Consider the following 13,463-nt stretch of genomic DNA (forward strand, 5'->3'; position numbering starts at 1 on the left):
GGCCGAGGTCCGGGTCGGGGGCCGAGGTCCGGGTCGGGGGCCGAGGTCCGGGTCGGGGGCCGAGGTCCGGGTCGGGGGCCGAGGTCCGGGTCGGGGGCCGAGGTCCGGGTCGGGGGCCGAGGTCCGGGTCGGGGGCCGAGGTCCGGGTCGGGGGCCGAGGTCCGGGTCGGGGGCCGAGGTCCGGGTCGGGGGCCGAGGTCCGGGTCGGGGGCCGAGGTCCGGGTCGGGGGCCGAGGTCCGAGGTCCGGGGTCCGCGATTTCAATGGAAATTGCGGAAGTTGTCCACAGCCTCCGGCGTGTCGAGGGTCGACACGCCGATCGGCCGCAATTTCCATTGAAATTGAAGGTCCGATTTCCATTGAAATTGCGGCCGGAGGCGGTAACGGTAACGGGTGATCAGTAGTTGGACTCGTAGAGGCGGTTGATCTCGGCGTGCAGGTCGGCGTCCGACTTGATCTCGGTGCCGTCGATGGTGTGCACCTGGCTGACCAACCGGACGCTCGAAGCCAGCCACACGCCGTCGCTCTCGAACAGCGCCGACGTCGGGAACTTCGCGACCTCGGTCTTCCAGCCCGCCTTCTCCGCGGCCCGGAACAGCGCCCCCTGGGTGGTGCCTTTGAGGATGCCCGAGCTGGGCGGCGTGGTCAGCAGCGTGCGCCCCTGCGCGATCACGACCGTCGAGGTCGGCCCCTCCAGCACCGAACCGTCGGTGGCGGTGAAGATCACCTCGTCGGCACCGCGCGCCTCGGCCTCCCGCATCGCGGCCATGTTCACCGCGTACGACAGGGTCTTCGCGGACAGCAGCAGCCAGGGTGCCCGCTCCATCAGGTCCGGGGCGTAGCCGCGCTCCAGCGTCACGGCCGAAACGCCCTCGTCGCGCTTGCGCAGGGTGTCGGCGCCGATCTGCATGCCCATCGCGAAGCCGTTCGGCGTGCCGTCGCCGCCGTCGACGCCGCGGGTGCACACGAGTTTCAGCGCCATCTGCGGGGCGGTGTCCCACGGCCAGTTGTCGATGACCGCCCGTGCGGCCCGCTCCCATGCGTCGCGCTCGGGCAACCGCATCTGCATCAGGCCGGCGGATTGCTCCAGCCGATCGAGGTGCGGCCCGAGTTCCCGCGGCTTCCGGTCGGCGACCAGGATCGTCTCGAAGATGCCATCTCCCCGCATCACACCGAGGTCGTCGGCGCGGAACAGCGGCGCCCGCGGATCAACGATCGTCCCGTCCAAGAGTGCCAGTACGCGCATGCCGGAAGCCTAGAACCTCGACCCCCGCAACCGCTGGTGGGCCGCGCATGACCGGCGCGTTCTCGCACGGAGTTACGATCGGAGTACCGACCTTCAAGCGCGCCGAGCACAGGAGCGGGCATTGACCGACCAGGGATCGCTGCGCAGCACCTTGCACCAACGGGGCATGCGGATGACACCGCAGCGCCAACTGGTGCTGGACGCGGTGCGCGAGCTGGAGCATGCGACGCCCGAGCAGGTCTGCCGCAAGGTGCAGGGCACCGCATCGACGGTCAACATCACGACGGTCTACCGCGCCCTCGACCTGCTCGAAGAGCTGGGCCTGGTGCGGCACACGCACCTGGGGCACGGCGCGCCGACCTACTCGGTCGAGGAGCACGAGCACGTCCACCTGGCGTGCCACCGCTGCGGCACGATCGACGAGGTCTCGACCGAACTGCTGGACGACCTGTCCCGCGAGCTGCTCGCGCGGTTCGGGTTCGCCCTGGACGCCACCCACCTGGCCCTGTCCGGCCTGTGCCGGAACTGCTGCCGCAACGCCGACGCCGTCGAGGAGCGCCGATGAGTTCACCCCTGTTGGATCTGCCGGGTGCGGTACCCGCACCGGAGGATGCAGTGGATGCGGGCGTGCCCTGGCACTTCGGCGACCCGTTCGCCGAGCAGCGGTCGGCGACCCGCTCGGCGGTGCTGGTGGACCGCTCACACCGGGAGGTCATCGCGGTGACCGGCGAGGAGCGCCTGAGCTGGTTGCACCTGGTGCTCTCGCAGCACATGACGGAGCTGCCGGACGGGCAGGGCACCGAGGCGCTCGTGCTGGACAGCCAGGGCCGCGTCGACTGCCACATGCTACTCGCGCACCACGAGGGCGTCGTCTACCTGGACACCGACGCGGGCGCGCAAGCCACCAGCGCGCTGCCGACGATGGGCGTGGACGGCAGGCAGTCGCTGCTGGAGTACCTCGACGCCATGCGATTCTGGTCCAAAGTGGAGACTCGGGACGCCACCTCGGAGTTCGCGGTGCTGACCGCGGTCGGCCCGGACGCGGGCGGCATCCTCGCCCGGTTCGCGCCGGTGCCGTCGAAGCCGTACGAGGTGAAGGCCCTGCCCGGCGGTGGATTCAGCCGGTTCGTACCGTTCCGCGCGCTGCCCACCATCGACCTCGTGGTGCCGCGGGCGTCGTTGGTGGAGTGGTGGACGAAGCTGACCGACGCGGGCATCCGCCCCTCTGGCACCCTCGCGTTCGAGGCGCTGCGGGTGGAGGCGCTGCGGCCCCGAGTCGGGTTGGAGACCGACGAGCGTGCGATCCCGCACGAACTCGGCTGGGTGCACGTGGCGGCGCACGTGGCCAAGGGCTGCTACCGCGGCCAGGAAACCGTCGCCAAGGTGCACAACGTGGGCAAGCCGCCGCGGCGCATGGTGCTGCTGCACCTGGACGGCTCGGCGGAGATCCTGCCGGAGACCGGCGATCCGGTTTGGCTCGGCGAGCGCAAGGTCGGCCGGGTGGGCAGCGTGGTGCAGCACCACGAGCTCGGGCCGGTGGCGCTCGCGCTGCTCAAGCGGTCGGCACCGGTGGACGGCGAGCTGGTCGCCGGCGACCCGGAGCAGGACCGCGCGGTGGCCGCGGCGGTGGACCCGGACTCGGTGCCGCCCGACACCGGCGAGCCGCCGGGACGGGTCGCGGCCCAGGGCCTGCGCGGCCGGTAGTCGACGAGGCGCGGGCATGCCGGTGTAGGCGTGCGCATCCGCCCCGTTCGCCGCGCGTGCCCCACTACTCCGGGAATACGAGCGGTTTCGCACCGTTGTTTAAAAACAACATCACCCGAACTGTTGGCGAGCTGTACCTGAGTGCCGGAGGATGGCCACGTGATCGAAGTCCGCCCGGGTGGACGGCGCCGCATCGACAGGGTCCTGTCCCCGGACTACACCAGTGGCATCGAAGACCGCACGCTCGGCGAGGTGCGGGAGTTGCGCGACGAGGCGGCGCAGGAGGAAACGGACCTCTCGTACCTGCGCCGCGTGCTGCACGCGCGGATCGACATCGTGCGAGCCGAGCAGCGGCGGCGCCGGGAGCGCGGGTCCGCGTCGGTCGTCGAGCAGCTGGTGAACATCCTGGCGGACAACGCCGTCGGTCCGGCGACCGGTTCCGGCCGGTACCAGACGACCGAGCCGTCACGGGCCGAGGCGCACCGCAGGCACGTCGAGGCGCTGGTCTCCGACGTCGATCTGTCGGACGTGATGTCGCTATCGGAGGCCAAGCTCGACCAGGCCCTCGCCGCCTACACCGGGGAAGAGGACTCGGTGTCGCAGCGCCGCCACGAGGTCCAGGACGTGGTGGACCGGCTGAACGCGGAGATCGCCCGCCGCTACCGCGAGGGCGCCGCATCGGTGGACGACCGCCTCGCGGAGGAACGCGACCGGCGGTGACCGGTTCCGCCCCGCTCGCCCGAATCATCCGAAGTGGACTCGGGTAGTGTCCGGCGCGGCACGTCGCCGCTCCACGCGCCCGCGCAATCGCCGCTGAAACCCGCGCAGGCGATCGGAAAGCTGCGAACCAACCTGGATGGAAACCGCCAACGCCCTATCTCGCCCGGCACAGGCCCCACACAGCGGCGAGGGCGTAGCGCGTCCCGTCGCGGCGCGGGCCGACCGCAGAGGCGCCGCGGTGCCCACTTCCATCCTCAGTGGACAATTTCATCGCGATCCCCGCGACCACCTCCCCTGCTCGAACGCCGGCGCCTTGCCTCGCACGCGCAGCTGCCAGAAGCCAGGCACCCGCGACTTCTCCATCGCATCAAATGCTTCCCAACAGCGAAATCTTCAGCGTATGCTCAAATATCGGTACCGATCTCCCATATTTTGAGACAGACGATATGATTGTGCAGCCGGGTATCTACACCCACGGACACCACGAGAGCGTGCTGCGATCGCACCGCTGGCGGACCGCCGAGAACTCCACCGCGTTCCCCGGTCCGCAGCCGATGTTGACGAACGCGGTGCCAGTCAGAGCCCGTGAGCGGTTTCGGGTGCTATAGCACCCGAAACCGCTCACGGGAACCGAACCAGCATCCGCCCAGGTCCGGGGCCAACGAGGCAACCCGGCTTCCGCTTCCCGCAGGACGAGGCCGGAGAGCCTCCGTTCAGTTGTGGCGTTCTCGGGCGGCGAATTCCGACCAGAAGTCGCGCAGGGTCTCGTAGCGGGTCGCGACCTCTTCCGCATCGTCGGCTTCCATGGCATCGACGATCGCGTGCACGTCCTCGGCCGAGGTGTCCGCGTCCAGGTCGCTGGACGTCATCAGCTGCACCAGGCCGCCGTAGTCCAGCTCCACCGCCGAATGCGGGTGGAAGCGCTCCAGCCAGCGGCCGGACTCCCGCAGGATCCGCGTCGGCCCTTCCTCGCCGATGGACTTGCGGCCGATCGCGTGCGCCCGGGCAACCCGGCGCCGCGCGTCGGCCATCGCCATCCGCCAGCACACCCGGCGCCGGCCCGGCTCGGTGAACACGCACCGCTCCTCCGGGTCGACCAGCACGAACCAGGGCAGCGGGACGGTCCAGGTGGAAGACAGAACGTGCACCGCGCCGCCCGCTAGCTCGCTGACCACCGCGCTCGCCCGCACCTTGGCCTTCTCCACCGGCACCTGCAGGGCCGCGGTCCGCAGCGGGATCTCCGCGTCCCCCAGGAAGCCGACAAGCGCAGCGGCGGCCCGCCCGCGCAGGTCCAGCGGGCACACCAGTGGGCCCGGCCCGACCGTGGCCGCCGGAGCGCTGGGCACGTCCGCCGGGTCGAGCACCAGCACGTCACCAACGCCCGTGACGGTGCCGTCGGCGGTCTCGCCGGGCAGCAGCCGGGGCGGCGCGGCGAGCTGGCTGCGCAACCAGACGTCCTGCTCTCGCAATCCGGCGTCGAACGGGTCGACCGGCCCGCGCTCGACGGCCGCTGCCAGTTCCTCGCGCAGCGGGGGGTCGAAGGACGACAAGGGCTCGTACACCCTCAGGTAGGCGACGAACGGCTCTGGCACAGCCAGCATGGTGTCATGCGGCCCGCGGGCATCTGCGGCTGCCTCGCCGAGCACCGAAAACCGCTGCCAGACGGGCCTTCGGCGGGGGAGAGTTCGACGTCACCCAAGACACGGCCACTCAGTCATGGCACCACGTCGCGTCCAACCGCCTCGACACGGTACGGTAGTTACAGGAAAAGTTGTCGAGATCATGCGGGGCCGACATTCCCCTGTCCGCCCCGCAACCCTGTGCGAGGGGGTCGAGCCATGGGGCGCGGCCGGGCTAAGGCCAAGCAGACGAAGGTGGCCCGCGAGCTTAAATACAGTTCCCCCGCCATGGACATCGAGGCGTTGCAGCGCGAGCTGTCCGTCTCGGAGTCCGGCGAGTGGTCCAGTGAGGACCGCGATGACTCGCGCGACGACGGGTACGACGACTACGACTACGACCGACGTTGAAGCACATCTCCACGAGGACGGCGGATGAACGCTGTTCGCTCGATGGTGAGGTGCGTCGGAGTCGTTTGTCTGACCCGATGTGCATGAGCGGGTGGGGTTGACGAGTTCGCAAGTCCCACATAGGAGGAGCACCGTGAGTGGCGTTGCCGGTGGACCGGCGACGCCACTCGCGTCTGTCTGCTGCCTCCGAAACGGCGCTGACCGAAGAAGAGTCCGGCGCGATCGCGCTGGACTCGCCGATAGCCGACGGGCAGCTGCGGCCCTGCGGGGTTGAAGAGTGGGATTGAGGAACGCTGGCGCGCGCGGGCCGCCTCTCGGCGGGTGGCACTGCAGGGCTCCAGCCGGACGGTATTCCCAGCAGGCGGTAGTTGGAGCCCGGGGGCACACGCGCACGCCAGCTATTGGTTCAACGACCGGGAACCCGTCAGGATTCCCGGTCGCGATCACAGATTTCACGTGCGCGGTTCGATCTTCGCCTTCGCCGCGGGGCAGCCGCTCGGCCCCACCCGCAACCGGCACCGCCGCGTGTTCTCGGGCCGTGCCTGCCCGACGGCTTCCCGGCGAGGCCGGTCCCCGACGTGGTGAATTGGCATTCATGACGTCGGGGATCCCGCAGCGAGACGGCGCCTGAGGTTGCAGCTACCCGCAGCGCCGCGCAAGACGAGTCTGCAACGCAGAGATCAGAAGCGCGGGTGGTTGCCGCGGAGGACCACACGGTCGTCCTCGCCGGCGCCTTCGACGGAAGGCTGCTTGGCGATCTCGCCGAGCACCCAGGCCGGCACGTGGCGAGCCGTGAGCACCGCGAGGGCGCGGTCCACGTCTTCGGCGGTCACCACGGCGACCATGCCGATGCCCATGTTGAAGGTGCGCTCCATCTCGTCGGCTTCGACCCGGCCGCGCTGGGCAATCAGCCCGAACACCGGCGCCGGCGCCCAGCTGCCCCGGTCCAGCACCGCCGTCAGCCCCGACGGGATCACCCGCGCCAGGTTCTGGGCCAGGCCACCGCCGGTGACGTGCGCGAACGTCCGCACGCCCGCCTCGGCGGCCAGCGCCAGGCAGTCCTTGGCGTAGACGCGGGTCGGCTCCAGCAGCTCCTCACCGAGGGTGCGGCCGAACTCCTCGACGTGGCCCTCCAGCGGCATCCGGGCGATGTCCAGCAGCACGTGCCGGGCCAGCGAGTAACCGTTGGAGTGCAGGCCGGAGGAGCCCATCGCGATCACCACATCGCCCGGGCGGACCTTGTCCGGGCCGAGCATCGCGTCCGCCTCGACGACCCCGACGCCGGTGGCCGAAATGTCGTACTCACCGGGCGCCATCATGCCTGGGTGCTCGGCGGTCTCCCCGCCGAGCAGCGCGCAGCCGGCCTGCACGCAGCCCTCCGAGATGCCCTTGACCAGGTCGGCGATCCGGTCCGGCACGACCTTGCCGACCGCGACGTAGTCCTGCAGGAACAGCGGCTCGGCGCCGCAGACCACCAGGTCGTCGACCACCATCGCGACCAGGTCGATGCCGACGGTGTCGTGCACGTCCAGCGCCTGCGCGACGGCGAGCTTGGTGCCGACCCCGTCCGTCGAGGACGCCAGCACCGGCGCCTTCCAGCGGTCGAGCTTGAGCTGAAACAGCCCTGCGAACCCGCCCAGGGAGCCGATCACCTCGGGCCGGGTCGCTCGCTGCGCCCACGGGCGCATCTTCTCGACCGCCTCGTCACCGGCCTCGATGCTCACGCCCGCTGCGGCGTAAGTGGCTTTCGGACTCTCGGTCTGGGCAGACCTTGCGAGCAGGTCTTCGGACACGACTGGCTCCACATCTTGGTGCGAGTTTGCGATTCGCCGGACGCGCATGTGTAGCACGTTCAACGCTACGCGCCGACGGCGAACCTCGGGGCAACAACGGTGCGGTCGTCAGGGCCGCTGCAGCGCGTCGGCCGCGCCGTAGCTGCTCGGCAGCACCGGTTCGGCCGGTCCCGCGACACCGCGTTCTGCCTGGTTGAGGCCCTCCAGCAGGTACTTGCCGATGCGGGCGTCCGCCGGCAGCGGGATCGGGTAGTCGCCGTCGAAGCAGGCCGCGCACAGCCTGGTGCGGGGCTGCTCGGTCGCGGCGACCAGGCTGTCCAGCGACACGTGGCCGAGGCTGTCCGCGCCGATCGAGCGGCGCACCCCGTCCATGTCCAGGCCGTTGGCGACCAGCTCGGCGCGGGAGGCGAAGTCGATGCCGTAGAAGCACGGCCACTTCACCGGCGGCGAGGCGATCCGGACGTGCACCTCGATCGCGCCTGCCTCGCGAAGCATCCGGACCAGGGCGCGCTGGGTGTTGCCGCGGACGATCGAGTCGTCCACCACGACCAGGCGCTTGCCGCGGATCACCTCGCGCAGCGGGTTCAGCTTCAGCCGGATGCCGAGCTGGCGGATTGTCTGCGAAGGCTGGATGAAGGTCCGGCCGACGTAGGAGTTCTTGACCAGGCCGTTGCCGTACGGGATGCCGGAGGCCTGGGCGTAGCCGATCGCGGCGGGCGTGCCCGATTCGGGAACGGGGATCACCAGGTCGGCGTCCACCGGGTGTTCCTTGGCCAGTCGGCGGCCGATCTCCACGCGGGTGCCGTGCACCGAGCGGCCCGAGATCGTCGTGTCCGGGCGGGCCAGGTAGACGTACTCGAAGATGCAGCCCTTCGGCTTCGGGCTGGCGAAGTGCTGGGAGCGCAGTCCGTCGCCGTCGATGGCCAGCAGCTCGCCGGGCTCGACCTCGCGGACGAACGACGCACCGACGATGTCCAGCGCGGCCGTCTCGCTGGCCACCACCCAGCCGCGTTCTAGCCGACCGAGCACCAGCGGGCGCACGCCGTGCGGGTCGCGCACCGCGTAGAGGGTCTGCTCGTCGCAGAAGACCATCGAGAAAGCGCCGCGCACCGTGGGGAACAGTTCCATCGCGGCCTGTTCGAGGCCCTTGTCGGCGGCGTGCGCCGCCAGCAGGCCGGTCACCAGGTCGGAGTCGCTGGTGGCGCGCTCGCAGCCGTTGGCAGGCGAAGACGCGTTGGCCGTGGTGTCGGCACCCTCCGCGGCGAGGCGGTCCAGCAGTTCCGCCGTGTTGACCAGGTTGCCGTTGTGGCCCAGGGCCACCACGCTGCCGGTGGCCGTGGTGCGGAACGTCGGCTGGGCGTTCTCCCAACTGCCGCCGCCGGTGGTCGAGTACCGGGCGTGCCCGACGGCGACGTGGCCGCGCAGCGACGCCAGGGTCTGCTCGGTGAACACCTGGCTGACCAGGCCTAAATCCTTGTAGACGAGCACCTGCGAGCCGTCGCCGACAGCGATGCCGGCGGCTTCCTGGCCGCGGTGCTGGAGGGCGAAGATGCCGTAGAAGCTCAGTTTCGCGACTTCCTCGCCGGGAGCCCAAACACCGAAGACGCCGCATTCCTCGCGGGGGATGTCGCGTTCGAGAGCAGGGCCGGAGAGGTCTGTAGGGGTACTTGCGTTAGCCGGTTGGGGCCGGTCGGTGACCACCGAGAACTCCCTGAAGGACGGAGCCGGAGTTACACCTCAGTGTAAGGCTCCCGTGTCCAAGATTTTTCTTCCGGTCAATTGAGCCTGGTCACAGCAGGCTCTCCAGGCCCGTGTCAGCGGAGGTGTGCGGCATGCGGCTCCGCCTTGCCTTTGCCGCCACCCGCCTGGACGCCCGGCTGCGAGATCTCCTGGACGATCCGGACGCCGACCGGGTGTGTTGAATTCGTTTGAACAGGCCGCCGGTAACACCGCCGCCGAGCTCTGCGACTTACAGGAGACCTAGCCCGCAGTACGCACGAAAGACCAGGTGAGCCCGTGTCCGAAGGGCTTCACTTCCGCCGCGTGCCTGGTCTCCGCGCGGTGGACCTCACCCTGAGCACCCGCACCGTGGACCTCGGCGGCGAACTGCTCGCCTACCCCGGGATGCTGATCACCCGCACCGTGAACGGCCGCCCGGTCGCCGAGGAGTGGCTACCCGTAGGCGACGACCCGACCGAGGCCGACGACGAACACGTCATACAGCGGCTTCACGCGGCCCTGTGCTGGCAGCACGGCACCGCCAACAACGCGACACGCCCCGGTGCCTGAGCGGCGCCGGGGCGCACACAGCCGTTCTCAGCGGCCGGAGTCGGGCGGCAGGGCGACGCTCTGCCGGTCCGGGGTGATGGTCCACTCCCACGCCGACAACGGCGGCTCGCCGCGTTCGACCCACCACCGGTAGGCCGCCTCGGCGGCATCCCACAACCGGCGCGGCCCGACTTGGCGGACCCGGAACCGCTCCCCCTCGGGGACCACGCTGGCCCACGACCCCGACGACGGATCGACCAGCCACGCCACCCCCGGCCGGTACTCGCTGGCCTTCCACACGTCGTAGCGGCAGCCCGGCAGCGCTACCGCGATCGGCCACCGGTGATCATCGGCCAGCAGCGGCACCCACGGGGCCAAGTCGGTCCACGACCGGTCCGCCGAGTCGTCATCCCACCGCATAGTCCCGAAATCGGCTGAACTCACGCGATGCGATCGCATGTCCATAAAGGACACTTTCAGCCATTCCACCGCGTGTCCGCGCGCCGTGCCGTCCTCGACGACGACGAACCGCACCAGTGGCCCGGTCGCCATGTCCGCCCGCATCGGGGCGACGATCATCCCGCCCGGGACAGTGCGCTCAACCCACGAGTACGGCAACTGTCCAAGATGGACACCAGCGGTGACGGGTTGGGCTGCTTGTCAGATGGTGTGGACACGTGCACCAGGATCTCCGATCCCGCCCTCGGTCAGGAACCCCGCACTCACACGAGGTGTCTCACATCAGTCTGGCAAAGAGGGGTCGGCGTGCGAGACACCAAGGACCGCGACGGCGGCACGCTCCTGTTCACCCCCGAGCAGTGGACATCGTTCAGTCGTGAGTGTGAAACCGTGCTGGAGCCCGGTTTCACACTCACGACCACCTGGTCACGCCCGGATGCGGAGGCGCGCCTAGCTCGAAGCTAGGCGATGGCGGCCGACGTATTCCTCGGTCGGCCACTCGATTGGTTCCGGTGGTTGGCGGGCAGGCGGCTCGGGATGCGGGGTTGCGACCGATATCGCATCGACGAGTTGCCACACCATAACCGCCCCGGGACCAGCATGGGCATGCTGACCATTCCCGCTGCGCAACGGCAGTAGTGCGGCCACCACGAACACCGCCGCGACAACGCCCAGAACAACCAGCAGGCTGCCCGGCTCATCCACCACGGCAAGGACGCTTGTCATCACTGCGCGCCTGCCTCTCGTGCCGCCGCATCGCGGCGAGCCCTGGCCTCGTCCCAACAAGCAGCGCAGGTCGGGGAGAGCCAGTCGATCGCGGTCGTCTTGACGACGGTCACCGTCGTGCCGCACAGGGTTTCCCGCTCCTGGCCGGGATACGGGAGTTCGACCGGCGACAACCCATGCCGAACACCGTCGACCGGCCGCCAGTACGCAACCAACCCCGCTGACTGAAACATGTCATGCATCGCTTCTCCTGACTGCCGAAGGGGAAGGCGGGTGGCCCCGGGTCGGGGAAAGGGGAGGTGCCGGGGCCACCTCCACGCGGTGACACACTGTGCTGCTAACGTCACCGACAGCAGCAACGCTAGAGGCTCCTGGGATATTTACCTAGCTCAATCATGCTGAAGAGTGATCGACACATGGGAGGCCAGACGTGGCGCCAAGCTCATCGACCGTCGCAAACTGGGCACTTGGCCTGCGGCTACGCGAAAAGCGGGAGGATGCCGGCCTCACCGGCGGCGAGGCTGCGAAGAAGATCGGTATCGCCGGTGCGTATCTGTCCGAAGTGGAGCACGGCAAGAAGAACCTATCCACGGACCGGCTCGATGCACTGATCAACGTGTACGGGTTCGCGGACGGCGAAGCCGAGGAACTGCGCAGGTTCCGTGAGCAAGCAACCGAACGAGGCTGGTGGACCAAGTACTCGACGCTGTTCACCAACCCGGACTTGATCCGCTTCTTCGGGCTGGAACACGGCGCGGAGCGCATCCATTCCTACGCGTGCAACATCGTTGCGGGAATGCTCCAGACAGACGAGTACGCGCGGGCAATCATCGAGTCCGGCAGCCCCAATCTTCGCCTTGCCGAGACGGACAGGCGGCTGCGCTGCCGCCTGTTCCGGCAGCGCCGTCTGACAGATGACGATCCGGTGCAGTTCTGCTCGATCATGAGCGAAGCAGTGATCAGGCAGCAGATCGGTGGGAAGCGCATCCTTAAAGGACAACTTGAGCACTTGGCGACACTCATCGACGAACGCCCCGAGACGATCGAGGTGCGAATCGTCCCGTTCGAAGCTGCCGCGTATGACGCCTTGGGCGGCTCAGCCTTCCTCCTGCTGGGATACCCCGATGAGCAACTGCCCAGCGTGCTCTGGCAGGAATCGATCACCTCAACCCTGCTCACCTCGGATGCCGTAACGATTCGCGAGTACTCCATCACACTCGCTGGCGCGACATCGGTCTCACTCAGTCGCGAAGAGTCGTTTGAGCTGATCAGAAAGGCTTCCAGCAAGCTGTAAACCCGGACTACAATCGCGCTCATGAGCAGCACCCAAGCGGCCGGACTACATAGAGCTGGGAACTGGCGGAAGTCAAGCCGCAGCGCAGATAACGCCCACTGTGTGGAGGTCGCGGTAGCGGCCGGTGCGGTCGGCGTGCGAGACACCAAGGACCGCGACGGCGGCACGCTCCTGTTCACCCCCGAGCAGTGGACATCGTTCACCACACGCCTGAAGCAGGGCTGAGAGGTCGTGAGTGTGAAACCGTGCTGGAGCCCGGTTTCACACTCACGACCACCTGGTCACGCCCCGGCAGGGAGACGCTCGGAAGACCTCGTGGGCGCGGGTCATGTCCTTCGCCCGGTCAACGCCGGTACAAGGCAGGATCTAGCGGCCGAGGTCGGCCTTGATGGTTCGATCACTAATACCCACTTCACGGAATCAATCATCTCGGTAGGAGTGGGGCTTGGTGCCGTGGCGGGACGGGAAGTCCGGCGGACGGCGTTCGGCGAAGGCGCTGAGACCTTCGCGGGCGTCGGGTGAGGTGAAGGCCTTCTGGCCGTAGAGGGCTTCGCTGTGAAAGGCCTGGTCCTGCGGGAGGTCGCCGAGGCGAAGGACGGCCTCCTTGATCGTCGCGAGCGCGGTACCGCTCTTGCCGACCAGCCGGTGAGCGCGGTCGAGCGCGGCATCGAGCAGCTGCGGCGCGGGGACGACATCGTTGAGCAGGCCGTACCGCAGAGCTTGGGTAGCCGGGATCCGGTCACCGTGAAGCATCAGCTCCATCGCCCAGACGTACGGGATCTGCCGCGTCAGCCTGGTGAGCGTGCCGCCGGCCGGCACGACGCCGACGCCGCTTTCGGGCAGCCCGAACTCGGCGGTGTCGGCACTAATGCGGATGTCGGTGGACAGCATGATCTCGAACCCACCGCCGAGGCACAGGCCGTTGATGGCGGCGATCACCGGCTTGAACAGCGTGGTGTGCTTCTGGTGGGCGGCATCCCATGCCGAGATGTCGAAACGGCCTTCGGACAGGGCGGGGATGGACTCGGTGAGGTCGGCGCCGACGCAGAAGGCGCGGTCCCCGCTGCCGGTGAGGATCGCGACGGCGAGTGAGTCGTCGTCGCGGACCTCATCGAAGGCCGCACCGAGTTCTTCGTACATCGCGAGTGTGAGCGCGTTGAGCTTGTCCGGACGGTTAAACCGGATGATCGCGACCGCGCCATCGCGGTCGAGGGCGATGCCGCTGAT

General features: G+C 68.9%; 17 protein-coding genes. 9 read left to right on the forward strand and 8 right to left on the reverse strand.

Features of this window, described 5'->3' with window-relative positions; translation table 11 throughout:
- Positions 1–396 precede the first annotated feature (396 nt).
- Positions 397–1,245, reverse strand: coding sequence for an aminodeoxychorismate lyase (locus ACRXBZ_RS17990; RefSeq protein ID WP_433880070.1), 849 nt, complete (start codon positions 1,243–1,245; stop codon positions 397–399).
- A gap of 121 nt (positions 1,246–1,366) precedes the next feature.
- Here ACRXBZ_RS17990 and ACRXBZ_RS17995 point away from each other — a divergent pair, with 121 nt between their 5' ends.
- From ACRXBZ_RS17995 to ACRXBZ_RS18005, 3 genes are all read left to right on the forward strand, one after another.
- Positions 1,367–1,810 carry a Fur family transcriptional regulator gene (locus ACRXBZ_RS17995; protein WP_433880071.1) on the forward strand — a complete coding sequence of 148 codons (444 nt, stop codon included), beginning with the start codon at positions 1,367–1,369 and terminating at the stop codon, positions 1,808–1,810.
- Positions 1,807–2,949: a CAF17-like 4Fe-4S cluster assembly/insertion protein YgfZ gene (gene ygfZ, locus ACRXBZ_RS18000; protein WP_168585728.1), complete on the forward strand. Its 1,143-nt coding sequence runs from the start codon at positions 1,807–1,809 to the stop codon at positions 2,947–2,949. The genes ACRXBZ_RS17995 and ygfZ overlap by 4 nt, the downstream gene beginning before the upstream one ends.
- A 159-nt stretch (positions 2,950–3,108) precedes the next feature.
- Positions 3,109–3,669, forward strand: a complete 561-nt coding sequence (locus ACRXBZ_RS18005; protein ID WP_433880072.1) for an RsiG family protein — start codon at positions 3,109–3,111, stop codon at positions 3,667–3,669.
- 713 nt (positions 3,670–4,382) lie between these two features.
- Here ACRXBZ_RS18005 and ACRXBZ_RS18010 read toward each other — a convergent pair.
- Entirely contained in the window at positions 4,383–5,270 is an 888-nt protein-coding gene (locus tag ACRXBZ_RS18010) for a DUF8083 family protein (protein WP_433880073.1), read from the reverse strand.
- A 237-nt stretch (positions 5,271–5,507) separates the two neighbouring features.
- On the opposite strand from ACRXBZ_RS18010, the gene ACRXBZ_RS18015 reads away from it, so the two are divergent.
- Positions 5,508–5,696, forward strand: coding sequence for a DUF3073 domain-containing protein (locus ACRXBZ_RS18015; protein WP_010312648.1), 189 nt, complete (start codon positions 5,508–5,510; stop codon positions 5,694–5,696).
- Between the two features lie 137 nt (positions 5,697–5,833).
- On the forward strand, positions 5,834–5,983 hold the full coding sequence (locus ACRXBZ_RS18020; protein ID WP_433880074.1) for a hypothetical protein: 150 nt from the start codon (positions 5,834–5,836) through the stop codon (positions 5,981–5,983).
- A 393-nt stretch (positions 5,984–6,376) separates the two neighbouring features.
- Here the strand turns inward: ACRXBZ_RS18020 and purM are convergent, their stop codons facing one another.
- Entirely contained in the window at positions 6,377–7,489 is a 1,113-nt protein-coding gene (gene purM, locus ACRXBZ_RS18025) for a phosphoribosylformylglycinamidine cyclo-ligase (protein ID WP_433880075.1), read from the reverse strand.
- Positions 7,490–7,597: 108 nt separating this feature from the next.
- On the reverse strand, positions 7,598–9,115 hold the full coding sequence (purF, locus tag ACRXBZ_RS18030) for an amidophosphoribosyltransferase (protein ID WP_433883909.1): 1,518 nt from the start codon (positions 9,113–9,115) through the stop codon (positions 7,598–7,600).
- A gap of 390 nt (positions 9,116–9,505) precedes the next feature.
- Between purF and ACRXBZ_RS18035 the strand changes: the two genes are divergently transcribed.
- On the forward strand, positions 9,506–9,778 hold the full coding sequence (locus tag ACRXBZ_RS18035; protein WP_433880076.1) for a hypothetical protein: 273 nt from the start codon (positions 9,506–9,508) through the stop codon (positions 9,776–9,778).
- 27 nt (positions 9,779–9,805) lie between these two features.
- Here ACRXBZ_RS18035 and ACRXBZ_RS18040 read toward each other — a convergent pair whose 3' ends face one another.
- Positions 9,806–10,336, reverse strand: a complete 531-nt coding sequence (locus ACRXBZ_RS18040; protein ID WP_433880077.1) for a methyltransferase domain-containing protein — start codon at positions 10,334–10,336, stop codon at positions 9,806–9,808.
- A gap of 48 nt (positions 10,337–10,384) precedes the next feature.
- Here ACRXBZ_RS18040 and ACRXBZ_RS18045 point away from each other — a divergent pair, with 48 nt between their 5' ends.
- A complete protein-coding gene (locus ACRXBZ_RS18045; protein ID WP_433880078.1) occupies positions 10,385–10,681 on the forward strand; it encodes a DUF397 domain-containing protein in 297 nt (98 codons plus the stop codon).
- Here ACRXBZ_RS18045 and ACRXBZ_RS18050 read toward each other — a convergent pair.
- Together ACRXBZ_RS18050 and ACRXBZ_RS18055 are read right to left on the reverse strand one after the other, a co-directional pair.
- Positions 10,667–10,942: a hypothetical protein gene (locus ACRXBZ_RS18050; protein WP_433880079.1), complete on the reverse strand. Its 276-nt coding sequence runs from the start codon at positions 10,940–10,942 to the stop codon at positions 10,667–10,669. The genes ACRXBZ_RS18045 and ACRXBZ_RS18050 overlap by 15 nt on opposite strands.
- Complete coding sequence (locus ACRXBZ_RS18055; protein ID WP_433880080.1) at positions 10,942–11,184, reverse strand: HC3 family zinc finger protein; 243 nt, start codon at positions 11,182–11,184, stop codon at positions 10,942–10,944. Before ACRXBZ_RS18055 ends, ACRXBZ_RS18050 begins: the two co-directional genes overlap by 1 nt.
- A gap of 188 nt (positions 11,185–11,372) precedes the next feature.
- On the opposite strand from ACRXBZ_RS18055, the gene ACRXBZ_RS18060 reads away from it, so the two are divergent.
- Together ACRXBZ_RS18060 and ACRXBZ_RS18065 are read left to right on the forward strand one after the other, a co-directional pair.
- Positions 11,373–12,236, forward strand: coding sequence for a helix-turn-helix domain-containing protein (locus tag ACRXBZ_RS18060; RefSeq protein WP_433880081.1), 864 nt, complete (start codon positions 11,373–11,375; stop codon positions 12,234–12,236).
- A gap of 21 nt (positions 12,237–12,257) precedes the next feature.
- Positions 12,258–12,461, forward strand: coding sequence for a DUF397 domain-containing protein (locus ACRXBZ_RS18065; protein WP_433880082.1), 204 nt, complete (start codon positions 12,258–12,260; stop codon positions 12,459–12,461).
- A 195-nt stretch (positions 12,462–12,656) separates the two neighbouring features.
- Here ACRXBZ_RS18065 and ACRXBZ_RS18070 read toward each other — a convergent pair whose 3' ends face one another.
- Positions 12,657–13,463 (reverse strand): enoyl-CoA hydratase/isomerase family protein, encoded by an 807-nt coding sequence (locus ACRXBZ_RS18070; protein WP_168589948.1) that lies wholly within the window; start codon positions 13,461–13,463, stop codon positions 12,657–12,659.

This window comes from Saccharopolyspora hattusasensis (genome assembly GCF_050972075.1).
In the GTDB taxonomy this organism is placed as follows: Bacteria; Actinomycetota; Actinomycetes; order Mycobacteriales; family Pseudonocardiaceae; genus Saccharopolyspora; species Saccharopolyspora hattusasensis.